Origin of the sequence: Bradyrhizobium liaoningense, from assembly GCF_018130825.1 — a bacterium.
Classification (GTDB): Bacteria; Pseudomonadota; Alphaproteobacteria; order Rhizobiales; family Xanthobacteraceae; genus Bradyrhizobium; species Bradyrhizobium liaoningense_B.
This window is the reverse complement of record NZ_JAFCJS010000004.1, coordinates 276,772-302,366: the sequence shown is the minus strand read 5'-3', so window position 1 is coordinate 302,366 and position 25,595 is coordinate 276,772. Positions and strand designations below refer to the sequence as shown.

25 protein-coding genes are annotated in these 25,595 nt (G+C 64.9%); 13 read left to right on the top strand and 12 right to left on the bottom strand.

Annotated features, from left to right (window positions below; translation table 11 throughout):
- Positions 1-243 precede the first annotated feature (243 nt).
- From ykgO to JQ603_RS20100, 3 genes are all read left to right on the top strand, one after another.
- Positions 244-369, top strand: a complete 126-nt coding sequence (gene ykgO, locus JQ603_RS20110) for a type B 50S ribosomal protein L36 (protein ID WP_006611362.1) — start codon at positions 244-246, stop codon at positions 367-369.
- A 107-nt stretch (positions 370-476) separates the two neighbouring features.
- On the top strand, positions 477-1,118 hold the full coding sequence (locus tag JQ603_RS20105) for a tetratricopeptide repeat protein (protein WP_212341948.1): 642 nt from the start codon (positions 477-479) through the stop codon (positions 1,116-1,118).
- A gap of 124 nt (positions 1,119-1,242) precedes the next feature.
- Positions 1,243-1,509 carry a hypothetical protein gene (locus tag JQ603_RS20100; RefSeq protein WP_212341946.1) on the top strand — a complete coding sequence of 89 codons (267 nt, stop codon included), beginning with the start codon at positions 1,243-1,245 and terminating at the stop codon, positions 1,507-1,509.
- Here the strand turns inward: JQ603_RS20100 and JQ603_RS20095 are convergent.
- A complete protein-coding gene (locus JQ603_RS20095) occupies positions 1,506-1,688 on the bottom strand; it encodes a hypothetical protein (protein ID WP_018648440.1) in 183 nt (60 codons plus the stop codon). The genes JQ603_RS20100 and JQ603_RS20095 overlap by 4 nt on opposite strands.
- 330 nt (positions 1,689-2,018) lie before the next feature.
- On the opposite strand from JQ603_RS20095, the gene JQ603_RS20090 reads away from it, so the two are divergent.
- Positions 2,019-2,975, top strand: coding sequence for an alpha/beta fold hydrolase (locus JQ603_RS20090; RefSeq protein WP_212341944.1), 957 nt, complete (start codon positions 2,019-2,021; stop codon positions 2,973-2,975).
- Positions 2,976-3,092: 117 nt separating this feature from the next.
- On the opposite strand, the gene cycA is transcribed toward JQ603_RS20090, so the two are convergent.
- Positions 3,093-3,503, bottom strand: a complete 411-nt coding sequence (gene cycA, locus JQ603_RS20085; protein WP_212341942.1) for a cytochrome c-550 CycA — start codon at positions 3,501-3,503, stop codon at positions 3,093-3,095.
- Between the two features lie 230 nt (positions 3,504-3,733).
- On the opposite strand from cycA, the gene JQ603_RS20080 reads away from it, so the two are divergent.
- On the top strand, positions 3,734-5,227 hold the full coding sequence (locus JQ603_RS20080; RefSeq protein WP_212341940.1) for an FAD-linked oxidase C-terminal domain-containing protein: 1,494 nt from the start codon (positions 3,734-3,736) through the stop codon (positions 5,225-5,227).
- A 48-nt stretch (positions 5,228-5,275) separates the two neighbouring features.
- On the opposite strand, the gene JQ603_RS20075 is transcribed toward JQ603_RS20080, so the two are convergent.
- The gene (locus JQ603_RS20075) at positions 5,276-5,764 is read right to left on the bottom strand and encodes a putative quinol monooxygenase (RefSeq protein WP_245003734.1); all 489 of its coding nucleotides are present in this window, start codon (positions 5,762-5,764) and stop codon (positions 5,276-5,278) included.
- Positions 5,765-5,985: 221 nt separating this feature from the next.
- On the opposite strand from JQ603_RS20075, the gene JQ603_RS20070 reads away from it, so the two are divergent.
- From JQ603_RS20070 to JQ603_RS20055, 4 genes are all read left to right on the top strand, one after another.
- The gene (locus JQ603_RS20070) at positions 5,986-7,227 is read left to right on the top strand and encodes an FAD-binding protein (RefSeq protein ID WP_212341938.1); all 1,242 of its coding nucleotides are present in this window, start codon (positions 5,986-5,988) and stop codon (positions 7,225-7,227) included.
- The gene (gene glcF / locus JQ603_RS20065; RefSeq protein ID WP_212341936.1) at positions 7,224-8,546 is read left to right on the top strand and encodes a glycolate oxidase subunit GlcF; all 1,323 of its coding nucleotides are present in this window, start codon (positions 7,224-7,226) and stop codon (positions 8,544-8,546) included. Before JQ603_RS20070 ends, glcF begins: the two co-directional genes overlap by 4 nt.
- Before the next feature lie 69 nt (positions 8,547-8,615).
- Positions 8,616-8,996, top strand: coding sequence for a histone (locus tag JQ603_RS20060; protein WP_212341934.1), 381 nt, complete (start codon positions 8,616-8,618; stop codon positions 8,994-8,996).
- Between the two features lie 406 nt (positions 8,997-9,402).
- Positions 9,403-10,416: a TorF family putative porin gene (locus tag JQ603_RS20055; protein WP_212341932.1), complete on the top strand. Its 1,014-nt coding sequence runs from the start codon at positions 9,403-9,405 to the stop codon at positions 10,414-10,416.
- A gap of 356 nt (positions 10,417-10,772) precedes the next feature.
- Here JQ603_RS20055 and JQ603_RS20050 read toward each other — a convergent pair whose 3' ends face one another.
- Positions 10,773-12,533 (bottom strand): ABC transporter ATP-binding protein/permease, encoded by a 1,761-nt coding sequence (locus tag JQ603_RS20050; RefSeq protein ID WP_212341930.1) that lies wholly within the window; start codon positions 12,531-12,533, stop codon positions 10,773-10,775.
- 313 nt (positions 12,534-12,846) lie between these two features.
- Here JQ603_RS20050 and JQ603_RS20045 point away from each other — a divergent pair, with 313 nt between their 5' ends.
- Positions 12,847-14,511, top strand: coding sequence for an L-lactate permease (locus tag JQ603_RS20045; RefSeq protein WP_212341929.1), 1,665 nt, complete (start codon positions 12,847-12,849; stop codon positions 14,509-14,511).
- A gap of 138 nt (positions 14,512-14,649) precedes the next feature.
- Positions 14,650-15,048, top strand: coding sequence for an META domain-containing protein (locus JQ603_RS20040; protein WP_212341928.1), 399 nt, complete (start codon positions 14,650-14,652; stop codon positions 15,046-15,048).
- A 91-nt stretch (positions 15,049-15,139) separates the two neighbouring features.
- Here the strand turns inward: JQ603_RS20040 and JQ603_RS20035 are convergent, their stop codons facing one another.
- The 3 genes from JQ603_RS20035 to JQ603_RS20025 form a co-directional block, all read right to left on the bottom strand.
- Positions 15,140-16,351, bottom strand: a complete 1,212-nt coding sequence (locus JQ603_RS20035) for a hypothetical protein (protein WP_212341927.1) — start codon at positions 16,349-16,351, stop codon at positions 15,140-15,142.
- 200 nt (positions 16,352-16,551) lie between these two features.
- Positions 16,552-18,183, bottom strand: coding sequence for a chaperonin GroEL (gene groL, locus JQ603_RS20030; RefSeq protein WP_212341926.1), 1,632 nt, complete (start codon positions 18,181-18,183; stop codon positions 16,552-16,554).
- A gap of 118 nt (positions 18,184-18,301) precedes the next feature.
- On the bottom strand, positions 18,302-18,598 hold the full coding sequence (locus JQ603_RS20025) for a co-chaperone GroES (RefSeq protein ID WP_025033779.1): 297 nt from the start codon (positions 18,596-18,598) through the stop codon (positions 18,302-18,304).
- Between the two features lie 315 nt (positions 18,599-18,913).
- Between JQ603_RS20025 and JQ603_RS20020 the strand changes: the two genes are divergently transcribed.
- Positions 18,914-19,435, top strand: a complete 522-nt coding sequence (locus JQ603_RS20020) for a hypothetical protein (RefSeq protein ID WP_212341925.1) — start codon at positions 18,914-18,916, stop codon at positions 19,433-19,435.
- Between the two features lie 179 nt (positions 19,436-19,614).
- Here the strand turns inward: JQ603_RS20020 and JQ603_RS20015 are convergent, their stop codons facing one another.
- The gene (locus JQ603_RS20015; RefSeq protein WP_212341924.1) at positions 19,615-20,400 is read right to left on the bottom strand and encodes a protein phosphatase CheZ; all 786 of its coding nucleotides are present in this window, start codon (positions 20,398-20,400) and stop codon (positions 19,615-19,617) included.
- Between the two features lie 316 nt (positions 20,401-20,716).
- Between JQ603_RS20015 and JQ603_RS20010 the strand changes: the two genes are divergently transcribed.
- Positions 20,717-21,532, top strand: a complete 816-nt coding sequence (locus JQ603_RS20010) for a L,D-transpeptidase (RefSeq protein WP_212341923.1) — start codon at positions 20,717-20,719, stop codon at positions 21,530-21,532.
- Positions 21,533-21,660: 128 nt separating this feature from the next.
- On the opposite strand, the gene JQ603_RS20005 is transcribed toward JQ603_RS20010, so the two are convergent.
- The 4 genes from JQ603_RS20005 to hisG form a co-directional block, all read right to left on the bottom strand.
- Positions 21,661-22,473 (bottom strand): DUF2076 domain-containing protein, encoded by an 813-nt coding sequence (locus JQ603_RS20005; protein WP_212341921.1) that lies wholly within the window; start codon positions 22,471-22,473, stop codon positions 21,661-21,663.
- 137 nt (positions 22,474-22,610) lie between these two features.
- On the bottom strand, positions 22,611-23,456 hold the full coding sequence (locus tag JQ603_RS20000) for a ChbG/HpnK family deacetylase (protein WP_212341920.1): 846 nt from the start codon (positions 23,454-23,456) through the stop codon (positions 22,611-22,613).
- On the bottom strand, positions 23,453-24,529 hold the full coding sequence (locus tag JQ603_RS19995; RefSeq protein ID WP_212341919.1) for a glycosyltransferase family 2 protein: 1,077 nt from the start codon (positions 24,527-24,529) through the stop codon (positions 23,453-23,455). Before JQ603_RS19995 ends, JQ603_RS20000 begins: the two co-directional genes overlap by 4 nt.
- Before the next feature lie 87 nt (positions 24,530-24,616).
- The gene (hisG, locus tag JQ603_RS19990; RefSeq protein ID WP_212341918.1) at positions 24,617-25,594 is read right to left on the bottom strand and encodes an ATP phosphoribosyltransferase; all 978 of its coding nucleotides are present in this window, start codon (positions 25,592-25,594) and stop codon (positions 24,617-24,619) included.
- Position 25,595 lies beyond the last annotated feature (1 nt).

Sequence of the window (25,595 nt, the reverse complement as noted above, 5' to 3'; positions counted from 1 at the left end):
GTGCCTGGCCTCTGAGGAGGGGATCCGGCCGATCCGGCCCCTTCTACTGTGCATGGGGTTGTTTTCGCGAAATTGCCGGTTCGGAACCGGGCAGTTAACATTGACATGACCTCCCGCCATGCCTTAAGAACCGCCCCGTCCCGGGCGGTCGGTCTGCCAGCGGGAAAGATCTCATTTTGCCACATTCGCGCGTGCCGAAACGGTAGTGCCGAAAACGGCCTTTCGAACGTTCAGGATTCTGCCATGAAGGTCCGTAACTCGCTGAAATCGCTGCGCGGTCGCCATCGCGCCAACCGCCTGGTCCGCCGCAAGGGCCGGGTCTATGTGATCAACAAGGTGCAGCGCCGCTTCAAGGCTCGCCAGGGCTGATACTGCCCTCGCGGTCGCCTTCGCGCGCCCCGCAAGACCACGGTCTCACACGAGTTTGACGCCGCCTTTGCTTTGCAAGGGCGGCTTTGCGCGTTTAGACTTTCACCATGGCAGTGAGATTCCCTTTCGTGCGCACGCTGTGCCTGGCTCTTGTCCTGAGCGCCACCGGCCTCGCTCCGGCGCTGGCGCAGCAGATTGAGCCGCCGCCCCCGCCCGGCAAGCAGAAGAAGCTGCCGGAGGCGCCGCCCAAGCTGCCCAAGGTCGACCGCAGCAAGAATCTCGATTTCCTGTTCGGCGCGCTGAAGGCGGCGCCTGATGAGGCCAGCGCCAAGCATGTCGAGGCGCGGATCTGGGCGATCTGGCTGCAGACCCCGAGCGACACCGCGGCGCTCTTGATGTCGCGGGCCAAGACCGCGGTCGATGCGCAGAAGATCGAGATCGCGATCAAGCTGCTGGATTCGGTGATCAAGCTCAGGCCCGATTACATCGAGGCCTGGAACCGCCGCGCCACGCTCCATTACATGCAGAACGATTACGGCCGCTCGCTCGCCGACATCCGCGAGGTGCTGATCCGGGAGCCCCGCCATTTCGGCGCGCTCGCAGGGCTCGGTATGATCATGCAGGAGGTCGGCGACGAGAAGCGTGCGCTCGAGGCCTACCGCAAGGCGCTCGCCGTCAATCCGCACCTCGAGAAGATCCCCGATCAGGTCAAGGCGCTGACCGAGAAGGTCGAAGGTCGCGACATCTAGCCGAGAACTCGATCATTTCTTGAGGGAACGCGGCGTCTTTGGATTAACCAAGATCGCATGCGCGGCGTTTTGAGGTCTATTGCCGGCACGGCCATAGGCTTACCTGCATCGCAGGAGCAAAGCCATGAAGCGTTTGATCTTTGCGGGTAGCTTGCTGCTCGCGTCGGGAACGATGAGTCTCGCCGACGGACTGTTCTGGGTGGTCGGCAATCGCGCCACCGGCAGATGCGACATCGTGACCAGCAATCCGGTCATCATCGGCGATATCTGGTTCGGCGACGGTCCCTACAAGTCCAGGGCCGATGCCAAGCTTGCCCGCTCTACGATTCGCGCCTGTCCGGCGCTCGCCCCCGACGAGGAAAAGGCCGAGGACGGTACGAACCAGGGCTAATGCAGGACGCTGCCGCCGCGCTCGGCGAGGCCGCGATCGGCCGCCGCGGCGTAGGCCTTGGCAAGCTCCGCCTCGAGATGCTCGTTGATCAGGAGCAGCGCCCGCACGGCACCGCGCAGGTCGCCGTTGCAGCTCGCCACGATCTCGTCGATCGCAGTATCGTTCGATCTGAAGCTCATCGAAAATCCTCCGGTTCAAACCAGGACAAAATCCTGCCGGTCTTTCCCGCAGCTCCCTGGCTGCGAGGAGGATCGGCGCCCACCCGCGCCTAAATGGCGGAACCGACCGTGGCGATTATATGGAAGCCGCGATGACGGTCGCATGAAGCTGGTCCGAAGCTCGCGTGTCGCAGGGCAACAACATTGATTCCATTTGTTTTTTTATGTTTGGCAATTGTGGACATATCCACAGCCCCTTAATTTCTGTGGAAGTGCCGAAGGGCCCGGGGCGAAACTGCCACGTGCCACGCTCGTAATTGTGAAGTGCCCTGGATCGCCCGGATTCTCTCCATGATCGTGATGTCAGTCGTGACGGCGCTGGTCCTGCTGGCGCTGGTCACGCAAGCCGGTGTCGTCGCCGTGCAGCGCGCCTTTCCGCCGCAGGGCCGCATGATCGAGGTCGACGGCGCAGTGCTTCACGTCGTCGACATCGGCCCGCACGAGGCTGGCCTGCCGATCGTGATGCTGCATGGCGCGAGCTCCAATCTCGAAGTGATGCGGCGTCCGCTCGGCGATCTGCTCGCGAAAAACCATCGCGTCATCCTGGTCGACCGTCCCGGCCACGGCTGGAGCACGCGCGCGCGGCGGCAGGATTCGACGCCGCAGGTTCAGGCGCGGATGATCGACGAGGCGCTTCAAAAGCTCGGAATCGAGCGCGCGGTCTTCGTCGTGCATTCCTGGAGCGGCGCGCTCGGCGCGCGGATCGCACTCGATCATCCGGCCCGCGTCGCCGGCCTCGTGATGCTGGCACCCGTCACGCATCCCTGGCGCGGCGGCGTCGGGCGCTACAACGAGATCATCGCAACGCCGGTGATCGGCCCGCTGCTCGCCTACACCATCACGCTGCCGCTCGGCTATTTCGTCACTGAGTCCGGCGCGCGCAACGTGTTCTTGCCGCAAGTTATGCCGGATGGTTTCGTGCAGGATTCCGCGACGCCGCTATTGCTGCGCCCGCGCGAATTCGTCGCCAATGCCTATGATCTGGTGACGCTGAAGGAGTCGGTCGCCGCGCAAGTCGCGCGCTATGGCGAGATCAAGGCGCCGGTCACGATCATCGCGGGCGAGCCCGACAAGACTGTGAAAACCGAGATCCACGCGCGCCCCTTCGCAGCATTGGTGCCGAACGCGAAGCTGATCGTGCTGCCTGATCTCGGCCACATGGTGCAGAACGCCGTGCCGGATTTGGTGAAGGCGGAGATCGAGACGATGATCGGAAACATCGTCCCGGCGCAGGCCGTCGCCGATTAAAGCGTTTTCGAGCGAAGGGGATACCGGTTCGCGTGAAGAAACCTGCCAAAACAAAAAGCCGGAGCTTCGGTTCTGATTCGATCAGAACCGAAGCTCCGGCGGTCGCCGTTCGCGCGCTTACTGCTTGATCTTCCCGTCCTTGTCGTACTGCGCGATGAAGGTCCAGAGATTGTTGATCTCGGTCTCGTTCTTGATGCCCGCGAATGCCATCTTGGTGCCGGGGATCTTGGCCTTGGGGTCCTTGATGTATTCCTTGAAGGTCGCTTCGTCCCAGGTGATGCCGGAATTCTTGTTCGCATCCGAATAGCTGTAGTCCGGCGCAGTTCCCGATTTGCGGCCGTTGAGGCCGTTGAGCTCGGGGCCGACCTTGTTCTTGGCGCCTTCGCCGATGGCGTGGCACGCCAGGCACTTGTTGAACGACGTCTTGCCTGCAGCGGCGTCCTGCGCCATCGCTTTGGAAGATATGGCAGTGGACGCTGCGGCCGTCATGGCGAGGGCAACCAGCGCGCCGAAAGTCAGTTTTGTCATAAGGGTGCTCTTCGTCTCTTCCCGGGTCAGATGGAGGGTCGTGGTTTTGGCAGGTCCGATGCAGGTGGACAAGCCGCGAAACTTTGACAGGTTTCCTGATAGCCGACTTGCCCCAGAGAGAACTTGCGCTGCAACAAAGCAATGCGACCTTCGGAGGACCCTACCCAAAGAGGGCAAGACATGATTGATTTGGCGGGACAATTTCCTCCATCGGACGAAGGCTTCGTAATATGGCCATCATGATGCCCGCGAGCGACCAGAAAGTGCTGGCGCGCCGCAGCGAGATCGTCGCCGCCTTGCGCGCGATCGTGCCAGGCGAGGGCGTGATCGACAGTGCCGCCGAGATGCGGGCCTATGAATCCGACGGGCTGACCGCCTATCGGCAGCCGCCGATGGTCGTGGTGCTGCCCGACACGACCGAGCAGGTCTCGCTCGTCCTGAAATATTGTGCCGAGCACGGTATCAAGGTGGTGCCGCGCGGCTCCGGCACGTCGCTATCAGGCGGCGCGCTGCCGCTTGAAGACGGCGTGCTGCTCGGCCTCGGCAAGTTCAAGCGCATCCGCGAGATCGATTTCGACAACCGCGTCGTCGTCACCGAGCCTGGCGTCACCAATCTCGCCATCAGCCAGGCGGTCGCGCATGCCGGCTTCTATTACGCACCCGATCCGTCCTCGCAGATCGCCTGCTCGATCGGCGGCAATGTCGCGGAGAATTCCGGCGGCGTGCACTGCCTGAAATACGGCATGACCACCAACAACGTGCTCGGTTGCGAGATTGTCCTGATGAGCGGTGAGATCCTGCGCATCGGCGGCAAGGGGTGCGAGAACGCCGGCTACGATCTGATGGGCGTCATCACCGGCTCCGAAGGCCTGCTCGGCGTCATCACCGAGATCACGGTGCGCATCCTGCAAAAGCCGGAAACGGCGCGCGCGCTGATGGTCGGCTTTGCGCAGGTCGAGGCCGCCGGCGAATGCGTGGCGCGCATCATCGGCGCCGGCATCATTCCCGGCGGCATGGAAATGATGGACAGGCCCGCGATCCACGCCGCCGAAGCTTTCGTCCATGCCGGCTATCCGCTCGATGTCGAAGCGCTGCTGATCATCGAGCTCGACGGTCCGAAGATCGAAGTCGACGAGCTGATCACGCGCGTCGAGACCATCGCCAATGCCTGCGGCTCGACCACCTGCCAGATCTCGACCTCGGAAGCCGAGCGCAACCTGTTCTGGGCCGGCCGCAAGGCTGCATTCCCGGCCGTCGGCCGCATCTCGCCCGACTATCTCTGCATGGACGGCACCATCCCGCGCGGCGCGCTGCCGAAGGCGCTGGCGCGTATCCGCGAGCTCGGCGAAAAATACCAGCTCGGCTGCGCCAACGTGTTCCACGCCGGCGACGGCAATCTGCACCCGCTGATCCTCTACGATGCCAACAAGCCCGGCGAGATCGAGCGCGCCGAGGCGTTCGGCGCCGACATCCTGCGCGCCTGCGTCGAGTTCGGCGGCGTGCTGACCGGCGAGCACGGCGTCGGCATCGAGAAACGCGATCTCATGGGCGACATGTTCACCGAGATCGACCTCAATCAGCAGCAGCGCCTGAAATGCGCCTTCGACGCGCAGGGCCTGCTCAATCCCGGAAAAGTGTTCCCGACGCTGCACCGCTGCGCCGAGCTCGGCCGCATGCATGTGCACGCGGGCAAGCTGGCGTTTCCGGACATTCCGCGGTTCTAGGCGCTCGTGAAAGGAAGGGCCCGCGGTGCGGGCCCTTCTCCGCGAGCCTCACAGCAGCCCGTATTGCGCCCGCTCGCGCTTCGCCAATAGCGGCAGCGCCTGGCCGGCGATGTAGCTCTTGAAATGCGCGCTCTCCTGGTGCGCCTTGAAGGCGGCCTCGTCGCGGAACAGCTCGTAGAACAGGAATTGGGCCGGATTGTCCTTCGCCCGCGAGATCAGGAACAGCTTGACGCCGTCCTCGCGCTGCGCCTCCGGCAGGAAACGGTCGAGGATCCCTGCGACCGTGTCGGCCTCGCCGGGCTTCGCCTCCCATTGCGCGACGACCAGCAGGCCGCCGCCGTCGACGGCGTCGCTGAGAGATTTCTGCGTGGCATAGTGGTTCATGGTCCTTCCTCCTTGCTGCTGGGCTTGAGATGACGCCGCCGTCCATGGCGAGAGGTAGATCGCCAGCACGGCACCGAAGGCGCGGACGACCGACCTGCGGCTGAACGCTTCGTTGGCGCGCGGCACCAGCCGCTCATCTGTCGATCGCTTCATGTCTGCCTCCATCGGTTGATCGCGACTGCGATCGGCGCAGATTCGTAGCGATGGCCCGCCGGCTTTGGTTCGCCGATGATCGAAGTGTCGATGTCGTGAACGTATCGATGATGATCGAAGCGTCGATGTTGGCGTCCGGCAGGATTCCAATCGCACGGCGGTGGCCGCTGGCGTCACGCCGCATTTGATTTTGGCGGCGAATTTCGCTACCGCCTTTTCCCGTGGATACGCTCAGGGTCAGAGACGCCAAAGACGTCGAAGAGGTGGTGCGCGCGGCGATTGCCAACGAGCAGCCGCTCGAGATCATCGGCCATGGCTCCAAGCGCAGCATCGGCCACGCCATGGCGACCAACGCCGTGCTCGACGTCTCCGCGCTGAATGCCGTCACCTCCTACGAGCCCAACGAATTGATCGTGACGCTCCAGGCCGGCGCGCCGCTGGCCGACGTGCTGTCGCTGATCGATGCCAAGAACCAGCAATTCGCCTTCGAGCCGATGAACACCGCTCCGCTGCTCGGCACGCCGGTATCAGGCACCATCGGCGGCATGATTGCGGCCGGGCTCGCCGGGCCGCGGCGCATCCGGGCGGGCGGGGCGCGCGATCACCTGCTCGGCGCGCATGCCGTTTCCGGTTTCGGCGACAGCTTCAAGACCGGCGGCAAGGTGGTGAAGAACGTCACCGGCTACGACCTCTGCAAGCTGCTCGCGGGGTCCTGGGGCACGCTGTCGGTGATGACCGAGGTCACGCTCAAGGTGATGCCGAAGCCCGAGGCCGAGCGGACGCTGCTGCTGCGCGGGTTAGATGATGCCGCCGCCAACAAGGCGATGACCGCGGCGCTGGGCTCGCCCTTTGACGTCTCCGGTGCCGCGCACCTGCCGAAATCGGCGTTTCGGGCCAGGACCGACGGGCTTGGCGACATTGCAGGCGAGGGCGAGGCGCTGACCGCACTGCGGCTCGAGGGCATCACCGCCTCCGCCGCCCACCGCGCCGGCTCGCTGCGTGAACTGCTGGCGCCCTTCGGAACCGCAACTCTGATCGAGGACGCGGCGTCGTCCGCGCTATGGGCCACGCTGCGCGACGTCCTGCCGTTTGCGGCCGGCGGCGCGCTGGGGGCCTGGCCGGTCTGGCGGATCGTCTGCCCGCCGGCATCGGGTGCGGCGCTCGGGACGCGATTGGCGCGCGAGACCGGCGGCGACGTGATCTATGATTGGGGCGGCGGATTGATCTGGGCCGCATTGCCGCCGAAGGGCGACGCGCATGCCCCGGTCGTGCGTGCGTGCGCGAATGCGGTTGGAGGGCACGCCACGCTGATCCGGGCGGCCGAGGACGTCAGGCGCGATGTCGATGTGTTCCATCCGCAGGCGCCCGGCATCGCGGCCCTGAGCGAGCGGGTGCGCGCCAGTTTCGATCCGAAGACGATCTTGAACCGGGGACGGTTGACGCGGGGCGCTGCGGCATCATGAAGACCGAATTCTCACTCGCGCAGCTCGCCGACCCCGATATCGCGGAAGCCGACAAGATCCTGCGCGCCTGTGTCCATTGCGGCTTCTGCACTGCAACCTGTCCGACCTATGTGCTGCTCGGCGACGAGCTCGATAGCCCCCGCGGCCGCATCTATCTGATCAAGGAGATGCTGGAGAAGGACCAGACCCCGACGGCGGAGGTGGTCAAGCATGTCGACCGCTGCCTGTCGTGCCTGGCCTGCATGACGACCTGTCCCTCCGGGGTGAATTACATGCATCTCGTCGACCAGGCCCGGGTCAGGATCGAGCAGCGCTATCAGCGGCCGCTGACTGAGCGCCTGCTGCGCCAGGTTCTGGCCTTCGTCCTGCCGGACCCGCAGCGTTTTCGCTGGAGCATGATGCTGGCGCGGCTGGCCCGTCCGCTCGCCGTGTTCCTGCCGACGCCGCGGCCCTCGGCGACGCCCGGACTGATCCAGCGCATCAAGGCGATGCTGGCGCTGGCGCCGAACCGGCTGCCGTCACCGGGGCCGCTCCCGGGCAGCGTGTTCGCAGCCCTCGGCAAGAAGCGCGGCCGGGTCGCGCTGCTCCAGGGCTGCGCCCAGCAGGTGCTGGCGCCGCGCATCAACCAGGCCGCCATCAGCCTGCTCACCCGTCACGGCATCGAGGTCGTCCTGGTCAGGGACGAGCAGTGCTGCGGCGCGCTGACCCATCACCTCGGCAACGACCACGATGCATTGGCGCGGGCGCGTGCCAACGTCACGGCGTGGAGCGCCGAGGCGGCAGGCGAGGGGCTCGATGCCATCCTGGTGACGACCTCCGGCTGCGGCACGGTCATCAAGGACTATGGCTATCTGCTGCGCGAGGACGCTGCGTTTGCCGCCGATGCTGCGAAGGTGTCCGCGCTCGCCAAGGACATCACCGAGTACGTCGCCGGCCTCAGCCTCGCGACGACCGAGCGAGGCGACAACATCGTCGTCGCCTATCACTCCGCATGTTCGTTGCAGCACGGACAGAAAATCACGGGGCTTCCGAAAGAATTGCTTTCCAAGAATGGATTCGTGGTGAAAGATGTACCCGAGAGCCATTTGTGTTGCGGCTCGGCGGGGACCTACAACATTCTCCAGCCCGAGCTTGCGGGCCGGTTGCGCGATCGCAAGGTCGCCAACATCGCAAGCGTCAAGCCGGACATGATTGCCGCGGGCAATATCGGCTGCATGGTGCAGATTGCCAGTGGCACGTCAGTTCCGGTCGTACACACGATTGAGCTTCTCGATTGGGCTACGGGCGGGTCGCGGCCGGCACTGAACGCGTCGAGCTGAGCTTTCCTCCCGAGGTGACGACTGAAGGCGCCCGATCGACCATTGTTCGGCGGCAACAGGAGGACCACGATGGCGAAAGCGAAGAAGAAGAAAAGCAAGAAGGCCAAAAAGGCCAAGAAGGCTGTAGCGGCGAAGAAGTCTGCCAAGAAGGCGACGAAGAAGAAGGCCGCCAAGAAGTCCGCGAAGAAATCTGCCAAGAAATCTGCAAAGAAGGCCGCCCCGAAGAAAGCTGCCAAGAAGACGGCAAAGAAGGCGGCAGCCAAGAAGGCTGCACCGAAGAAGGCCGCCAAGAAGACTGCAAAGAAAGCGGCACCGAAGAAGGCGAAGGCAGCTCCCGCGCCGAAGCCGTCAGCGCCGGCGGCAGCTCCGGCTCCCGAGCCTGTCGCCGAGACAAGCTGGGCGATGCCTTCGTCTTCTGCGGAACCGACGCCGGCCGAGGGGCAGGGCTAGGCTGAAGGCCGGGTCCAATGCCCCGGCCATGATCGAACACCGGGAAGGCCGCAGCGGCGACGCTGCGGCCTTTTTGCATCGCCCTGTGAAAGGCGGGTGCTGCCGATTCTTTGGGGAAGGTTGATTCGTTGCGTCGGCACCACGGAGCCAAAGGCATCCGTACTTGCACGGCCCCCTTATGCACTCTGACGTGCAAATGATGTGGTCGAGAAGCCACACAGGCCCACAACCTTTCCTGGAAACGTTAAAACGCCTAAAAAGTCGGCAGATGCCCGCGCTTTTTGCTTCACCGTTCGCATCCCTCGCTCCAGATTGTCGCAGTAACGCAATTTTGCAGATTGGTCGCATGCCCCGGGGGGCTTCCGGGTGCCGACTGGTAAGTAAGAACGGGTAGATGGGGATCGAAATGAAAAAAGTGGCTTTGTTGGCAACGGCGCTGGCAATGGTGACGACGGGTTCGGCTTTTGCAGCGGACATGGCAGTGAAGGCCAAGAAGGCCCCGCCGGTGGTTGCTTTCGATCCCTGGGATATCGCCTTCGGCGGCGCGATCATGAGCGACTACATCTTCCGCGGTATCACCCAGTCGAACCACAAGCCGTCGGTCGCGGCCTATTTCGAGCCGCGCTACAACGTCACCAAGGACCTGCAGCTCTATGTCGGCGTGGCCGGTGAGAGCATTTCCTTCCCGAACCGCGCTGCGGCCGAGATCGACGTCTACGGCGGTATCCGCCCGACCTTCGGCGCGTTCGCCTTCGACATCGGCGTGTGGGGCTACCTGTATCCGGGCGGCACCTGCTACTTCGGCGGCACCGGCATCGACAACGCCGGCGTCTTCCAGGGCGCCGAGTGCGCCGAGAAGGCCCTGCTCAACACCAACGTGATCAAGAAGGACCTGAGCTTCTTCGAAGTCTACGGCAAGTTCACCTACACCGTGAACGACAACTGGTCGTTCGGCCTGAACGAATACTACACCCCGAGCTATCTGAACTCGGGCGCCTGGGGCAACTACACCTCGATCGTCGGCAAGTATACCGCGCCCAGCACGGTGTTCGGCTCGAGCGGCGTCGGCATGTATGTGTCGGGTGAGTTCGGTCGTCAGTGGCTCGGCACCTCCGATAGCTTCTACGGCGTGCCGGCCTTCCCGAACGGCATCAAATATGCCGACTACAACACCTGGAACATCGGCATCGGCTTCACCTACAAGGTCATGACGCTGGATCTGCGCTACTCGGATACGGACCTGTCGAAGGGTGACTGTAACGCCTTCACCAGCGACTGGTCGGCTCGCGGCAACCTGAGCGCCTCGACCGGCACCTTCGTGACGCCGATCAATCCGTCGGGCGTCGGCTCCAACTGGTGCGGCGCGGCCGGCATCGCCAAGCTGTCGTTCGACCTGACGGCGATGACCAACCTGAAGTAAGTTTCTTCTCGGGACTACTCACGAGGGCGGCGGGGCAACCTGCCGCCCTTTTGCTTTGCGTCGTACTTCTGTGGGAGCGCTCGGCCTGCATGGTTCGAGACGCGCCGGAAGGCGGCGCTCCTCACCAAGAGGGTCTAGAGCATGATCCGGAAAAGTGCGCAGCGGTTTTCCGAAAAGATCATGCTCAAACAATAACCTAAAGCGCGATGACGATTCATCGCAACTCATCGCGCTTTAGGATCTTGCCGCGAGGACAGCCCTCATCCTGAGGGCCCGCCGGAGGCGGGCGTCTCGAAGGATGGCTGCAAAGAAGGTCCAGTCGAGGTCACAATGGCCTCCGGCCTGGTTGTGTCGCCTCAGCGCGCGGCGGTCGGCTCCGTCTCGGCGAGCTTGCCGGCGTTGCCGAGGACGTGGATCTCGCCGTCCTGCACCATCGCCACCTTGCGGGTGTGGAAGACGTCGAGCGTCGAGCGGTGGCCGATCGAGACGATGGTGGCCTGCGGCAGCTTCTCCGCCAGCAGCCGGTACAGCCGCGCCTCGGACGGCTCGTCCAGCGACGCCGTCGCCTCGTCCAGGAAGAGATAGTCGGGGGCATGCAGCAGGGCGCGGGCGAGCCCGAGGCGCTGCTGCTCGCCCAGCGACAGCGTCCGGTTCCAGTGACCGTCCTCGTCGAGCCGTCCGGCGAGGTTGGGCAGCCCGACCGCGAGCACGGCTTCGCTGATCTGGACGGATGTGAACGCCCCTCCTGGGGCCGGGTAGATGATGGCGTCGCCGAGGCGCCCGATCGGGAAATAGGGGCGCTGCGGCAGCATCATCAGCTTGGCTTTCTCGGGTACCGCCACGGCGCCCTTTCCGAATGGCCATATGCCGGCGATGGCGCGGAATAGCGTCGATTTGCCCGCACCGGAGGGGCCGGTCACCAGCACGCGCTCGGAGGCGCGAAGGTGGAAGCCGTCGGCTGCGACCAGCGGCTCCCCGTTCGGCAGACTGACGAGGAGTTGGCGCAATTCGATCTCGCGCGCGGGTGCCTGCGTGATCCGGATCGAGGCCGGATCGATGGCAAGCGTCTCTGCGCTTCTGATCGACGATTCGAACCCGTCGAGACGTGCGACCACGGCCCGCCACTCCGCCATGGTGCGATAGACCGAGACGAAGAAAGATAGAGCGTCCTGCACCTTGCCGAACGCTTCCGAGATCTGGATCAGCGCGCCGAGCTGAATCTTGTCGGCGAGATAGGCAGGCGTGACGAGCGCGAAAGGAAACACCACTGCGGCCTGGGAGTAGCTTTGCGTGAAGGCGGTCAGCCGCTTGGTCCGGCTCATGATGCCGTACCAATTGCCGACCACGCGACTGAATCGCTCGGACAGCCGCTCGCGCTCGGCGCTCTCGCCCTTGAGGAGGGCGATCTGTTCGGAATTTTCGCGCACGCGCACCAGATTGTAGCGGAAATCGGCCTCGAGGCGCTGCTGATGGAAATCCAGATTGACCAGCGGGGAGCCGATCCACTGCGTGAAAGCCGTGCCGAAAATGGCGTAGATCAGTGCAGCCCACACCAGATATCCGGGAATCGCGATCTCGCTGCCGGACAGCAGGAGCGGCGCCGCCGCCGACAAGCCCCACAGGATGATGACGAAAGACGCCAGCGTCACGATCGAGCTCAGCAGCCCGACGCCGATTCCCAGCGTCTGGCTGACGAACAGCTTGACGTCGTCGCTCATGCGCTGATCGGGGTTGTCGGCCGCATCACCGGCGAGTTGCATGCGATAGTGGTTCGCGTCGTGCATCCAGCTGGAGAGGTATTGGTTCGTCATCCAGTTGCGCCAGCGGATCTGGAGCCATTGGTTGAGATAGAGCTGGTAGACGCCGAGCGCGACGCTGACGGTCGCCAGTACGCAGAACACCAGCATCTCGCGTTTGAAGCCGTCCCAGTTCTTGTCTTGCAGCGCGTTGTAAAAACGGCTGCGCCATTGGTTGAGCAGCACGTCGTTTCCGACCAGGGCCAACTCGATCGCGATGACGGCGCCGAGCAGGCCGCGGCCGGCCCATTTGTCCTCGGATCGGAAATACGGGATGGCGATTCGCCAGACGGTCGCGAGCGTGGCGCGGATGTTCTTCACAGAGCTCTGTCTCCTCGAGGGGATGTGCACAAATGCCCTGAGCCAAAGACTTGAGGCAATGGCGGAAACGGGCGCGCTTAGACTAAAGTCGCAAGTTCTGCAAATTGCGTTGGATTGTCGCAGCCTGCAACCCTAGCATGGGCGCGATGGCGCGGGGCGGGGTGCCCCGGGATTTCGCGAGCTTGTGAGCGGACGGGAACCGCCGCATTCGCGAGGAATTCGCGTCCAATTCGGGGGTTATCGCTTCCGGCGAAAAGCAGGCTCGGCTCTCCACGCGGGCCGTCTGCCGCAAACATGCGTGGGGAGGAAGACCATGTGGAATCAAGTCTATGATCCGCTGAACAGCCCGGTGCTGTCGACGATCGCGGCGGCCGTGCCCGTCGTCACGCTGCTGGTCCTGATCGCGAGCGGCCGCGTTCAGGCTCACATCGCGGCCGTCATCGCCGTGATCGTGACCAACCTGATCACCATTCGGGTGTTTGGCATGCCCACGGGCATGTCGATCCGCGCTTCGGTGCTGGGCATCGTCACCGGCTTCTTCCCGATCGGCTGGATCGTCCTCAACGTCATCTTCCTCTACCAGGTGACGGTGAGCACCGGGCGCTTCGAATTGCTCAAGCGCGCCATCGGCGGCGTCACCGAGGACCGGCGGCTGCAGCTGCTGCTGATCGCGTTCTCGTTCGGCGCGTTCTTCGAGGGCGCCTCGGGCTTCGGTACGCCGGTCGCGATCACGGGCGCGGTGCTGATCGGGCTCGGCTTCTCGCCGCTCGCGGCCTCGGGCCTCTCACTCATCGCCAACACCGCGCCGGTCGCCTATGGCGCGCTCGGCACGCCGATCCAGGGCCTTGCCTCGGTCACCGGGCTCGATCCCTACATCCTCGGCGCGATGGTCGGCCGGCAGTTGCCGTTCTTCTCGCTGATTGTCCCGTTCTGGGTGGTGTGGGCGTTTGCGGGCTGGAGGGGCATGAAGGACGTCTGGCCGGCGATCCTCGTCACCGGTGTGTCGTTCGCGATCCCGCAATTCGTGATCTCGAACTTCATCAATCCGTGGATCGTCGACATCGGGGCGTCGCTGATCTCGATGGGGGCGCTGATCCTGTTCCTGAAGGTGTGGCAGCCGAAGCAGCTCTGGTTGTCGCCGGAGCTGCGCGGGCACGATGAATCGGCGGCGACCATGGCGCCGGCGAAGCCGCTCGACAAAACCCCGCTCACGCAAGCGGAGCTCTGGAGCGCGCTGCTGCCGTGGATCATCGTCTGCATCGTGATGCTGATCTGGGGCAATGGTGCGTTCAAGACTTGGGCGAACTCGATCTTCGTCTGGAACTATCCTGTGCCCGAGCTGCACCAGATGATCAACAAGATGCCGCCGGTGGCGCCGGCGCCGACCAAGGAAGCCGCGGTGTTCGGCTTCACCTATCTCTCGTTCACCGGCACCGGCATGCTGATCGCGGCGATCATCTCGGGCTTCCTGATGGGCGTCGGTCCCGGACGGTTACTGACCGAGTACGGCCGCACCATCCGCCTGTGCGCGATCTCGCTGATCACGATCTCGGCGATGCTCGCGATCGGCACGCTGACGCGGCTGTCCGGCGTCGACGCCACGCTCGGTCTCGCCTTCGCCGCGACCGGCGTGCTCTATCCCTTCTTCGGCACGCTGCTCGGCTGGCTGGGTGTGGCGCTGACGGGATCGGATACGTCGTCGAACATCCTGTTCGGCAACCTCCAGAAGATCACCTCCGAGCAGCTCGGCCTGTCGCCGATCCTGATGGCTGCTGCGAACTCCTCCGGCGGCGTGATGGGCAAGATGATCGACGCGCAGTCGATCGTGGTCGCCTCCACCGCCACCAACTGGTACGGCCACGAGGGCACCATCCTGCGCTTCGTGTTCTGGCACTCGATCGTGCTGGCCTGTCTGGTCGGTGTGCTCGTGACGTTGCAGGCCTATGTCTGGCCGTTCACGGCAATGGTCCTGAAGTAGCAATCGGCGTCTCGCTTCGACGCAAATCCCCGCGAGGTTCGCCCCCGCGGGGATTTTTGCATCCTGCGCAGGCGAACCTTCTCAATGACGCCGCCGTCTTATAGAAGGTGCGGCAAATCAGGTCGGTCGAGAGGTGTCATGGTTTCGCTCAGGCAGATGGTGTGCGCTGTGGTTGCAATGCTCGCGATGTCCACGCTCGCGCGCGCCGAGGAGGGTTTTCCGTTCGGCACCGAGATGACGCTGGAGGCGTTGCCGCAAGCAGGCTCGAAGCGGATTCCGAACATCGAGATCGGCGACAATGGCGAGGTCGTGCTCGAGCTCTGGTGCAAGGGCGGCAAGGGCCAGTTCTCGGTCGCCGGCAACACAGTGATCTTCGTCCCCGGCCAGATCCAGGACCGGTCCTGTCCGCCGGCCAGGGCCCAGGCCGACGATGAGCTGGTCGCAGCGCTCGGCAGCATCGAGACCTGGAAACGCCAGGGCGACGTGCTGACGCTGATCGGCCCCAAGCCGCTGCGCTTTCGCGTGAACGGGAATTGACCGTCAGGTCATTCCGGGGCGCGCGAAGCGCGAACCCGGAATCTCGAGATTCCGGGTTCGACGCTGACGCGTCGCCCCGGAATGGCTACGCCTACTTCCACACCGACTTGTCCGCGTCCCAGCGCTGGCCCTTCAACTCCCTGGCGAGCGCCTCGACCGAGCCGTTGTCGTCGGGCAGATCGCCTTCCTCGTCGGCCGAAGCGTCGTCCGAGAGGTTGAGCTTGGCACCGCTGCTCTCGTCGGCGGTCGTGGTCGCGGGGCTGCCGATCCAGAGCATCAGCTTGTCGGTGGTGCCGGGCTTGTCCGGCGAGACGAGGCCTGCGACCTCGATCGTGTCGGTGAGCTCGAGCGCCGGATGATCCTGGTTCGGCCGCTTGAACACCAGCTTGAGCTTGCCGGTCGCCGGGTTGAAGCTTTGCGACACCGGCTTTGCCGCGAGCGTCCTGCTCAGCACGCCGGCAACGGCGGCCGCGAGCTTGTCGCGGTTGATCTTGTCGCCGTCGCGCCAGTCGGCGGCGGGGAAACGGATGGTGCGGTCCATCTCGGTCATGCCCGCGGTCCAGCCTGCCGCGGTGACGCCCGGCATCGCTTTGAATTTTGCCAGCAGCGCGGCTGCTCGCTCCGGGTCGACCGACATGTTGACGGTCTGCTCGCCGGCGCGCAGCGCGTCGCAGCCGACATTGAGGCTCGCCAGCGTCACCTCGACCGCCTGGCCCTTCAGGCTCTTCAGGAACTCGGTCGCCGCGTCCAGCTTGACCTTCACCGCGATCGCCTCGGGCGAGACGTCGGTGAAATCCTTCGGCTGCGACGTGATGCCGTCATCGGAGGTCTGGTTGTCCTGAAACTCCTTCTCGCTGAGATCGGAATTGTCGGGCGAGGTGACCTCGGTCACCGCCTGGCCGATGCTGATCTGGCCGCGGAATTCGAACGTGTCTCCGCTCTGCTTGCGCTGCAGCTTGACGCTGACGGGCGACTTCTCACTGATGCTCTGCGTCGTGCCGGTCAGCGTCTGGCCGGCGACCTGGAGATTGACGACGAAGCGGTCCTTGCGCTCGGAATTCTTCGCGACGGGGTAACAGACGTCGAGCACGGCCGCGGTGACCGTCTTGCCCTGCCGCGTCTCCTTCAGGATCACGTCGGCATTGCCGTCCATCAGCCCGTCGATCGAGGTGAAATAGCGCGTCTCGGTTCCGCCCGGCGCCGCGGCCTTGGGCGACAATTTCATCTGGGCGGAGGCGACTTCGGGCGAGACGGCGAGCAGAGCCGCCAGGAGGGCAGTCGAACAAACCAGGAGCGCGCGCATCGACGAAATCCTCGGGCAGTGGGGCATGATCCGGAAAAGTGTGAAGCGGTTTTCCGAGCGGATCATGCCCAAACAATCAGAATCGGCGCCACCGTAGTGAGTTTTGGCCGCCGGTTGAATCGGAAAAGCTTGGGGCAACGTCGGCAAAAAGAAGGCCGCCCGGAGGCGGCCTTCGTTGGTGCTGTAAGATCAGGATGGGCTCAGAAGCCGCCCATGCCGCCGCCGGCGGGCATCGCGGGCGGAGCGTCCTTCTTCGGCAGCTCGGCGACCATGGCTTCGGTGGTCACCAAGAGGCCGGCCACGGAGGAAGCGTCCTGCAGCGCGGTGCGCACCACCTTGGCGGGATCGATGATGCCCTTCTCGACCATGTCGACATAGTCCTCGTTCTGGGCGTCGAAGCCGAAGGTCTCGGACTTGTTCTCCAGGATCTTGCCGACCACGATCGAGCCTTCCACGCCGGCGTTCTCGGAGATCTGGCGGATCGGGGCTTCCAGCGCCTTCAGCACGATGTTGATGCCGGCCTGGACGTCGTCATTGGCGTTGGACAGACGGCCCACCGCCTTCTTGGCGCGCAGCAGCGCGACGCCGCCGCCGGGGACGATGCCTTCCTGCACCGCGGCGCGGGTGGCGTTGAGCGCGTCCTCGACGCGGTCCTTCTTCTCCTTGACCTCGATCTCGGTGGCGCCACCGACGCGGATCACCGCGACGCCGCCGGCGAGCTTGGCGAGGCGCTCCTGCAGCTTCTCGCGGTCGTAGTCCGAGGTGGTCTCCTCGATCTGCGCCTTGATCTGGCCGACGCGGGCCTCGATGTCGGGCTTCTTGCCGGCGCCGTTGACGATCGTGGTGTTCTCCTTGTCGATCACCACCTTCTTGGCGCGGCCGAGCATCTTCACCGTGACGTTCTCGAGCTTGATGCCGAGCTCCTCGGAGATCAGCTGGCCGCCGGTGAGGATCGCGATGTCCTCGAGCATGGCCTTGCGGCGGTCACCGAAGCCCGGCGCCTTCACGGCGGCAACCTTGAGGCCGCCGCGCAGGCGGTTGACGACCAGGGTGGCCAGCGCCTCGCCCTCGACGTCCTCGGCGATGATGACGAGCGGCTTGCCCGACTGCACCACGGCTTCGAGCACCGGCAGCATGGCCTGCAGGCCCGACAGCTTCTTCTCGTGCAGGAGGATGTAGGCGTCCTCGAGCTCGGCGGTCATCTTCTCGGCGTTGGTGACGAAGTAGGGGCTGAGATAGCCGCGGTCGAACTTCATGCCCTCGACGATGTCGACCTCGGTGTCGAGCGACTTGTTCTCCTCGACGGTGATGACGCCCTCGTTGCCGACCTTCTGCATCGCCTGGGCGATCATCTTGCCGATGGCGGCATCGCCGTTGGCCGAGATGGTGCCGACCTGGGCGACCTCGGAGGAGGCGGCAACGGGCTTGGCGCGCTTCTCGATGTCCTTGACGACCGCGGCCACCGCGGTGTCGATGCCGCGCTTGAGGTCCATCGGGTTCATGCCGGCGGCAACCGCCTTGGCGCCTTCGCGCACGATGGCCTGGGCCAGCACGGTCGCGGTGGTGGTGCCGTCGCCGGCGAGGTCGTTGGTCTTGGAGGCGACCTCACGCACCATCTGGGCGCCCATGTTCTCGAACTTGTCCTCGAGCTCGATCTCCTTGGCGACGGTGACGCCGTCCTTGGTGATGCGGGGCGCGCCGAAGCTCTTCTCGATGACGACGTTGCGGCCCTTCGGGCCGAGCGTCACCTTGACGGCGTTGGCGAGAATGTCGACGCCGCGCAGCATGCGATCGCGCGCGTCTCCGGAAAACTTGACGTCTTTGGCAGCCATGGTCTGCAATCCCTCGTGTTTCGTAATGTGTCTTGTTTGGTGCTGTGCGGCGGAATGATGGATGCCCGGACCTCCGCGATCCGGGCATGACATTCAGCGGCCGTTCAGGCGGATGGCCTTAGGCCAGAACGCCCATGATGTCCGACTCCTTCATGATCAGGAGCTCTTCGTTGTCGATCTTGACCTCGGTGCCCGACCACTTGCCGAACAGCACGCGGTCGCCGACCTTGAGGTCGATCGGGATCAGCTTGCCGGTCTCGTCACGGCCGCCCGGGCCGACGGCGACAACCTCGCCCTGGGACGGCTTTTCCTTGGCGGTGTCCGGAATGATAATGCCACCCTTGGTCTTTTCCTCGGCGTCGATACGTTTGACCACGACACGGTCATGCAGCGGACGAAATTTGGATTTAGCCATGACGTTTCCCTTTGGAGGCTCGCTTCGGAAGTAGTGGAAGTGGGTGGGGCGGCGCTGCCATTCCCCCTCGTCCCGAGGATCGAACGGCGCGCTTAGCAATCGGGCTTTCCGAGTGCTAATAGTGCGCCCGGGAATATGGCTTGGCCGCGATCCTGTCAAGCAAAGGTGGTTAAGCGATTGGTGAGGCGGATATAGGATGGTGGCATTGGAAACTTGTTCGGGGCGCCGGCGTGTCAAAGGACGTCATTGCTCCGGCAGCGGTTTTGCGCTTGGCTGCGGGAGGGGTGCGGCCATGGTCTTGTTCGGGGGAATGCCATGATCAGTTCAGCTCGCGCGCGCACGGTTGCCAATCTGGCGGCCGCTTCTGGCTTGGCGCTGCTGCTTGGCGCCTGCGGCGGCGGTATGAGCCTGCCGTCCTTCTCATCGTCGCCGCCGCCGCCCGAGGCGGAGCCCGGCGTCGCTCCGGAAATGCCGGCGACCATCCGCGCCGACGAGATCGTCGGCCGCTGGGGTCTTGCCTCGTTCCAGAACCCGGCCGACCGCGCCCGCACCGAAGCCGCGGCGAGGTCCCAGTGCAAGAATCCTTACGTGATCACCGCCGGCTCCTCCGGCGGCGTGATCATGCATCTGGCCGACCAGGCGACGCCGCAGGAGCTGCGGCTGAAGGGCTCGCCTAGCGGCAAGAACTATATCGGGCCGGCGGGTCCGACCCCTGGCGACCAGGACCGCGAGATCGTCTCCTTCGACGGCCGTGTCCTGATCACCCGCTTCATCGACAAGGACGCCGCCACCCGCTACGGCAACATGGTCTACGTCCGCTGCGCGCCGAGGGCGTGATTTTCTGATTGTCGTTCCGGGGCGGTCCGCAGGACCGAACCCGGAACCTCGAGATTCTCAGGTGCGCAAGTGCGCACCATAGTTCACGCTTCGCGTGCCCCGGAATGACAATGTGAGTCCCAAAACAAAAACGCCGGCCTCAAGGGCCGGCGTTTTGCTGTTTCCTATGCCGCGTCCGCTCAGTCGAACAGCGCGTCGATGTCGTCCTGCGAGGCGTGGCCGACGTCGCCGGCGAGCTTGGGGCCGTTGAGGAGCTTCTCGTCCTCGCTGCGCTGGTCGACCGGCGCCGGCACATGGGCCTTGATCGCGTCGACGCCGCCCCAGATCTCCATCATCGCATTGATGTGCTGCTCGATGAACTTCATCGTGCTCATGACCTTGCTGATGCGCTGGCCGGTCAGGTCCTGGAAGTTGCAGGCTTCGAAAATCGAGATGACGCGTTCCTGGATGTCGTCGGCGAGCCGCTTCTGCTGGTCGGCCGAGTCCACCTTGGACATCGCGCTGGCGGCCTGGTCGATCGACTCGGCCGCTTCGAGGATCTGCTGGGTCGCCTGCTCGGTGCCGCCGACCACCGCGCCGAGCTCGCCATTGACCTTGGCCATCTCGCCGCCGTCGAAGCTCTTGCCGTGCAGGGTCGCGATCTCGCGCTTGGTGCGGTCGATGGCGTCGTGGATGAGGTCGAGCTCGACCTTCAGCTTCTCGCACTGCTCGATCTGCGCCCGGTAGGTCTCGAGCATGGTGCGCGCTTCGGACAGCTCATGCGCCGTCGACGCGTCGATCGCCGCCATCGCGGCGCTGCCGGACAGCGGGGCAGCCGTAATGCCCTTCGCCATCTGGGCGCGGATCGCGCGCAACTCGGCCATGATCTCGCTGTGCATCGGCCCTGCCTCTTCAGTTACGTCTAGAATGGGCATCTCGCCACCGGCGATATCCTCGACACGAAAACGTTTGCGGTGAACAGCCATCAGGACACTCCCCCCACCTCACTCACGCGTCTTTGTAGGCAGAAGCGATTTAACACGAAGTTCACAGCAGGAACTGTCGTTGCGGCTGCGCGCGACGGCGCGCAAAGAAGCGATTAACCATCACCGCACCGCGTTCATCGAAAATAAACGCTGATCGCCAAATTGCGGGCCCGCTTGCGACGTGGTGAATCGAAACGCCGCTTCTGTTTACCAAACAAAACGGCTTTTGCTTTTTATTGACCACGTCGCGGGCGCGGATCAGTCATCAGCCCTGCACGACGCATGTGATCTAGACGAAACAGTACAGAGTACGTCGATGTTCAAGAAAATGTCTGTCGCGCTGCTCGGCAGCGCTTGCACCTTCATTGCCGGCACCAGCGGCGCCGGCGCCTTCGACAACACGGTGCCGAACGATCCGCCCGCGGTGATCTACCAGCCGCGCGTGCCGCCGGCGCCGGTACGCGTCGCCTCCAATGCGAACATGGGCGGCGGCTTCATCGAGTTTCTGTTCGGCGACGGTCCGGGCCGCGGCCCCGCCTATGCGCCGGAGCGCCCGGTATATCAGCAGCAGCCCGGCTACTACGATCAGCGCCGCCTGCCGCCGATGGGCGAGCCGCAGATGCAAGGTGGATATCAGCAAGGCGCAAGTCTGCAGCAGGAGATGGTCGACCCGCGGCAGCGCCCGTTCGATCCGAGATTCGAGAAACAGCTTGTTGACTATAGCGGCAAGGAAGGCGCCGGCACGATCGTGGTCGATACGCCCAACAAGTTCCTCTATCTCGTCGAGGGCAACGGCAAGGCGATGCGCTACGGCATCGGCGTCGGGCGTCCCGGCTTCACCTGGTCGGGCGTGAAGTCGATCACGGCCAAGCGCGAATGGCCGGACTGGACCCCGCCCGCGGAAATGATCGCGCGCCGGCCCGATCTGCCCCGGCACATGGAAGGCGGCCCGGAAAATCCGCTCGGCGCCCGTGCGATGTATCTCGGCTCCACGCTCTACCGCATCCACGGCTCCAACGAGCCCTGGACCATCGGCACCAACGTCTCCTCCGGCTGCATCCGCATGCGCAACGAGGACGTCATCGACCTCTACGGCCGCGTCAATGTCGGCACCAAGGTCGTGGTGATGTAGCCAAGCGCTCGCTGTTCACCCTCTCCCCTTGCAAGGGGAGAAGTGAAGGGGCCAGAGCGCCAGACGATTCAAATGAAAACGGCCGCCTCCTCGGCGGCCGTTCTTGTTTGCAATGTTATGGAGCAGCCTCACGCGTAGTCGCTGCCGCCGTCGTCGTCGCCGAAATCGCTGTCGTCGGCCATGTCCATGCTGTCGTCGTGATCGTCGTCGTAGTTCTGGTCGTTGTTGTCCCGGTCGTTCGAGGCCTGGTCGGAGAAGCTCTGACGCGAGTCGTCGCGGCGGTTAGAGCCGATGTCGCCGAGGCCGGCATCGCGCGCGAGCGAGCCGCCGGACTGGTCACTGCCGCCCCAAGGACTTCCACCAGAGCTGCGGTCGCCGAGCGCGTTGGTGTCGCCGAAGGCCTGCTGGTGCGAGCCGCCCATCATGCCGCGGATGCTCGAGAGCAGCAGCGAGCCGCCGACCACGCCGGCCGCGGCCGCCGCGGCCGTGCCGAGGAACGAGCCGCCGCCACCGCCGGCCGGCGGGGCGCCATAACCTTGTCCCGGAGCCTGGCCGTAAGGCGGCTGGCCGTAGCCCGGCTGGGACTGCTGCATCGCCTGGCCGGTGTTCCAGACCGGCCGCTGCTCACGCGGCGGCACGTTCGGAACCGAGCCACGCGACGGGCTCGACCCGAACAGCGAGTCGCGCATGGTATCGAGGAAGCCGCCGGACTGGGCCGGCTCGGGCGCATGGGCCGCTTCCAGTTCCTGGATCCGGGTATTGGCGCGCTTCAGCGCTTCATCCTGTAGCAGCACGGTCTGCACCAGCGCGTAGACCGCGCTGGGCGCCTTGCGCAGGCCGTCGGAGATCGCGGCGATCGCGTCGGGATCGCGCGGGGCATTTTCCAGCTTTGAAAGCCGGTCGAAAAGGTCGTCGACGAGCTGGCGTTCCTGCGGCGTCATGATCTGTCTCCTTCGCGCAAAATCAAGCGCGCAGGAGATGTAGGGTTCCATTGTGGCCCCAACAGTGCCGGCCGGATTAAATTTCGGTATGCGACAAGCTGCCCCTTAGCTGCCCCTTGGCCGGCGTTTCGCCGGTTTCATCCCAGTGTCACGTTGCTGTCCGCCAGCAGGCGCGCGAAGGCATCGCTCTTGAGATAGGCGTGCTCGCGCTCGCGGACGTTGGTCATCGGATCGAGGCTGGTGAGGATGTCGTCGACGAAGCCGGGATGGCACATCACGAGGCCGCCATCCGGCAGGCCGTCCAGAAACTGCCGCATCAGCTCGCCGAAATCGGCGGCGCGCGTGAAGTCGTAGGCACCGGCAAAGCCGGGATTGAAGCCGAGACCGGCGCCGCCGGCGCGGCGGCGGAATTGCGCGCTGAGGATGTCGAGCACCATGGCTTTGGGCGAGGCCAGCCGCTGTGCCAGTGGCAGGTTACGGCCGCCCTGGCGCACCCACGCCTGTGGCGCAGCCTCAGCGACCGCATCGACAAAGCCGTCGCGCACCTGCGGATAGAGCTGCACATGCTGATGGCCGTCGACGAAATCAGGCGCGCGGCCGAAGGCGTCCACGAAGGCCGCGAGCTGCGCCTTCACCTCGGCGCGAAAGAATTCGCGGTCGAGCCGCCGTGCAAGGCCGGCGCGCAACAGCTTCGGAAAGGGCATGAACATATCGCCGTCGAGGGGACGGAAATGCATGGTGAGCGGCCGGAACGGCGCCGACAGCGTGACGTGCAATCCGATCGCGCAGCGCGGGCTCGCTTTGGCCGAGGCCTGCAGCGCCTCGGCCTCGCTGCGCTCGATCGCAGCTCCCACCATCATCACCGAGGTGGCGTTGAGACGCCCGCGTTCGATCAGGTCGCGGATGGCGCGGTTGACGCCCGGGCTGATGCCGTAATCGTCGGCGCAGAGCCAGATTCGCCGCGGGCTCGCGGCGCTGCTCATTCGGCCGCCGTCCTGCTCGAGGCGTCCTGGCTTGAAGCGTCCTGGGTTGAAGCGTCCTGGGCCTTGCCGGCCTCGAAATGCTTCTGGCTGTGCTCGGCGACGAAGTAGATCGGGCGCGCCTTCAGCTCGGAAAGGATCTTGCCGATATATTCGCCGACGATGCCGATCATGATGAGCTGGACGCCGCCGATGGTCATCAGGCCGACCACGAGCGAGGGATAGCCGGGCACCTGCTTGCCGGTGGTCCAGACCTCCCAGAGGATCGACAGGCCGAACAGGAAGGCGCCGCCGGCGAGCACCACGCCGAGCAGGCTGGCGAAACGCAGCGGCGCCACCGAGAACGAGGTCAGGCCCTCGATGGACAGACCGAGCAATCGCGCGGCGTTGAAGGTGGTGACGCCATGGGCGCGTGCCGCCGGTTCGTAGTCGACGCGGATCTGGCGGAAGCCGATCCAGCTGGCGAGGCCCTTGAAGAAACGGTTGCGCTCGGGCAGCTGCCTGAGCGCTGCGACCGCGCGCGGCGACAGCAGGCGGAAGTCGCCGGCGTCCTCGGGGATCTTCTGGCGCGCGCCCCAATTGATCAGCGCGTAGAAACCGTGCACGGCGAGCCGGCGCAGGAAGGGTTCGTTGTCGCGATGCGCCTTGGCGGTATAGACGACGTCATAGCCGTCATCGATCCAGTGCCGTACCAGCTGCTCGACCAGGGCCGGCGGGTGCTGGCCGTCGCCGTCCATGAACATCACGGCGCCGAGGCGGGCGTGGTCGAGGCCGGCCATCAGCGCCGCCTCCTTGCCGAAATTGCGCGACAGCGACACCACCTGGACGTCGATGGCGTCGGCCGGCAGGTTGCGTGCGATCGACAGCGTCGCGTCCGCGCTGCCGTCGTCGACATAGACGACCTCGCAACCGAGGCGGTGGCGCTCGCGCAAGGTTTTTGCGAGCTCGCAGATGCGCTGATGCAGCGCGGCGAGACCCGCCGCCTCGTTATAGACGGGGACGACAATCGACAATCCCTTCGCGGCGGAGTTCGCCGCGGTGGTCGTCAGGGCGGAAACGTCAGAGCCCAGCGTCATCGATTAGGGTTCCAAAGGCGATCAAGGTCATCTCAACAGCATATGATAGCTGCCGTTAGCTGTCGCTACGCTGAACGGACCTGGGGCTCACCGCCGCAGGAACGCCTCGAGCTTGGCGAACAGCGGGTTCTGCTGGTCGAACACGTAGTCGAGCGAGACCACCGAGACGGTCTCGGCGCCGTGCTCGCGCAGGAAGCTCGCCAGCGCATAGAGCTGCCCCGGTGGGCAGTGCAGCGTCAGCATGCCGGACGAGGTCGGCCCGCCAAATGGGGCCTCGACGCCGAACCGGCTGTGGGCTTCGCCGAGCAGGGCGGCGTCGCACTGCCGGAAGCGGGTGCGGACCTCGCGGTATTTGTTGGCGCGCGCCCTTGCTGCGATGTGATCGAGGATGACTCGCGCGGTCTCGCGCGCCTGCGGCGACCAGTCGGCTTCCCGGGAGGCGACCAGATTGGCCTGGCTGCGCAGGATCACGCCGTCGTCGAGCACGCGGAGGCCGTTGGCGGCGAGCGTCGCGCCCGTGGTGGTGATGTCGACGATCAGTTCGGCGCTGCCGGCCGCCGGCGCGCCTTCGGTTGCGCCCGCGCTCTCGACGATGCGGTAATCGGTGATGCCGTGGCTCTGGAAGAACGCGCGGGTGAGGTTGACGAACTTGGTCGCCACCCGCATGCGCATGTGATGCTGCTCGCGGAAGCCGGTGGTGACGTCGTCGAGATCGGCCATGGTGCGGACGTCGATCCAGGCCTGCGGCACCGCGACCACGACGTCGGCATAGCCGAAGCCGAGCCCCTCGATCAGGGACACGCGCTTGTCGGCATCGGCAATGTTCTCGCGCACCAGGTCTTCACCGGTGACGCCGAGATGGGCGAAGCCGCGCGACAGCTGCGATGCGATCTCGCTCGCCGAGAGATAGGCGACCTCGACATTGTCCAGCCCTGCGATGGTGCCGCGATAGTCGCGGGCGCCGCCGGCCTTCGACAGCTTGAGGCCGGCACGGGCAAAGAAGCCTTCGGCGTTTTCCTGCAGGCGGCCCTTGGAGGGAACGGCCAGAACGAATGGCGCGCTCATG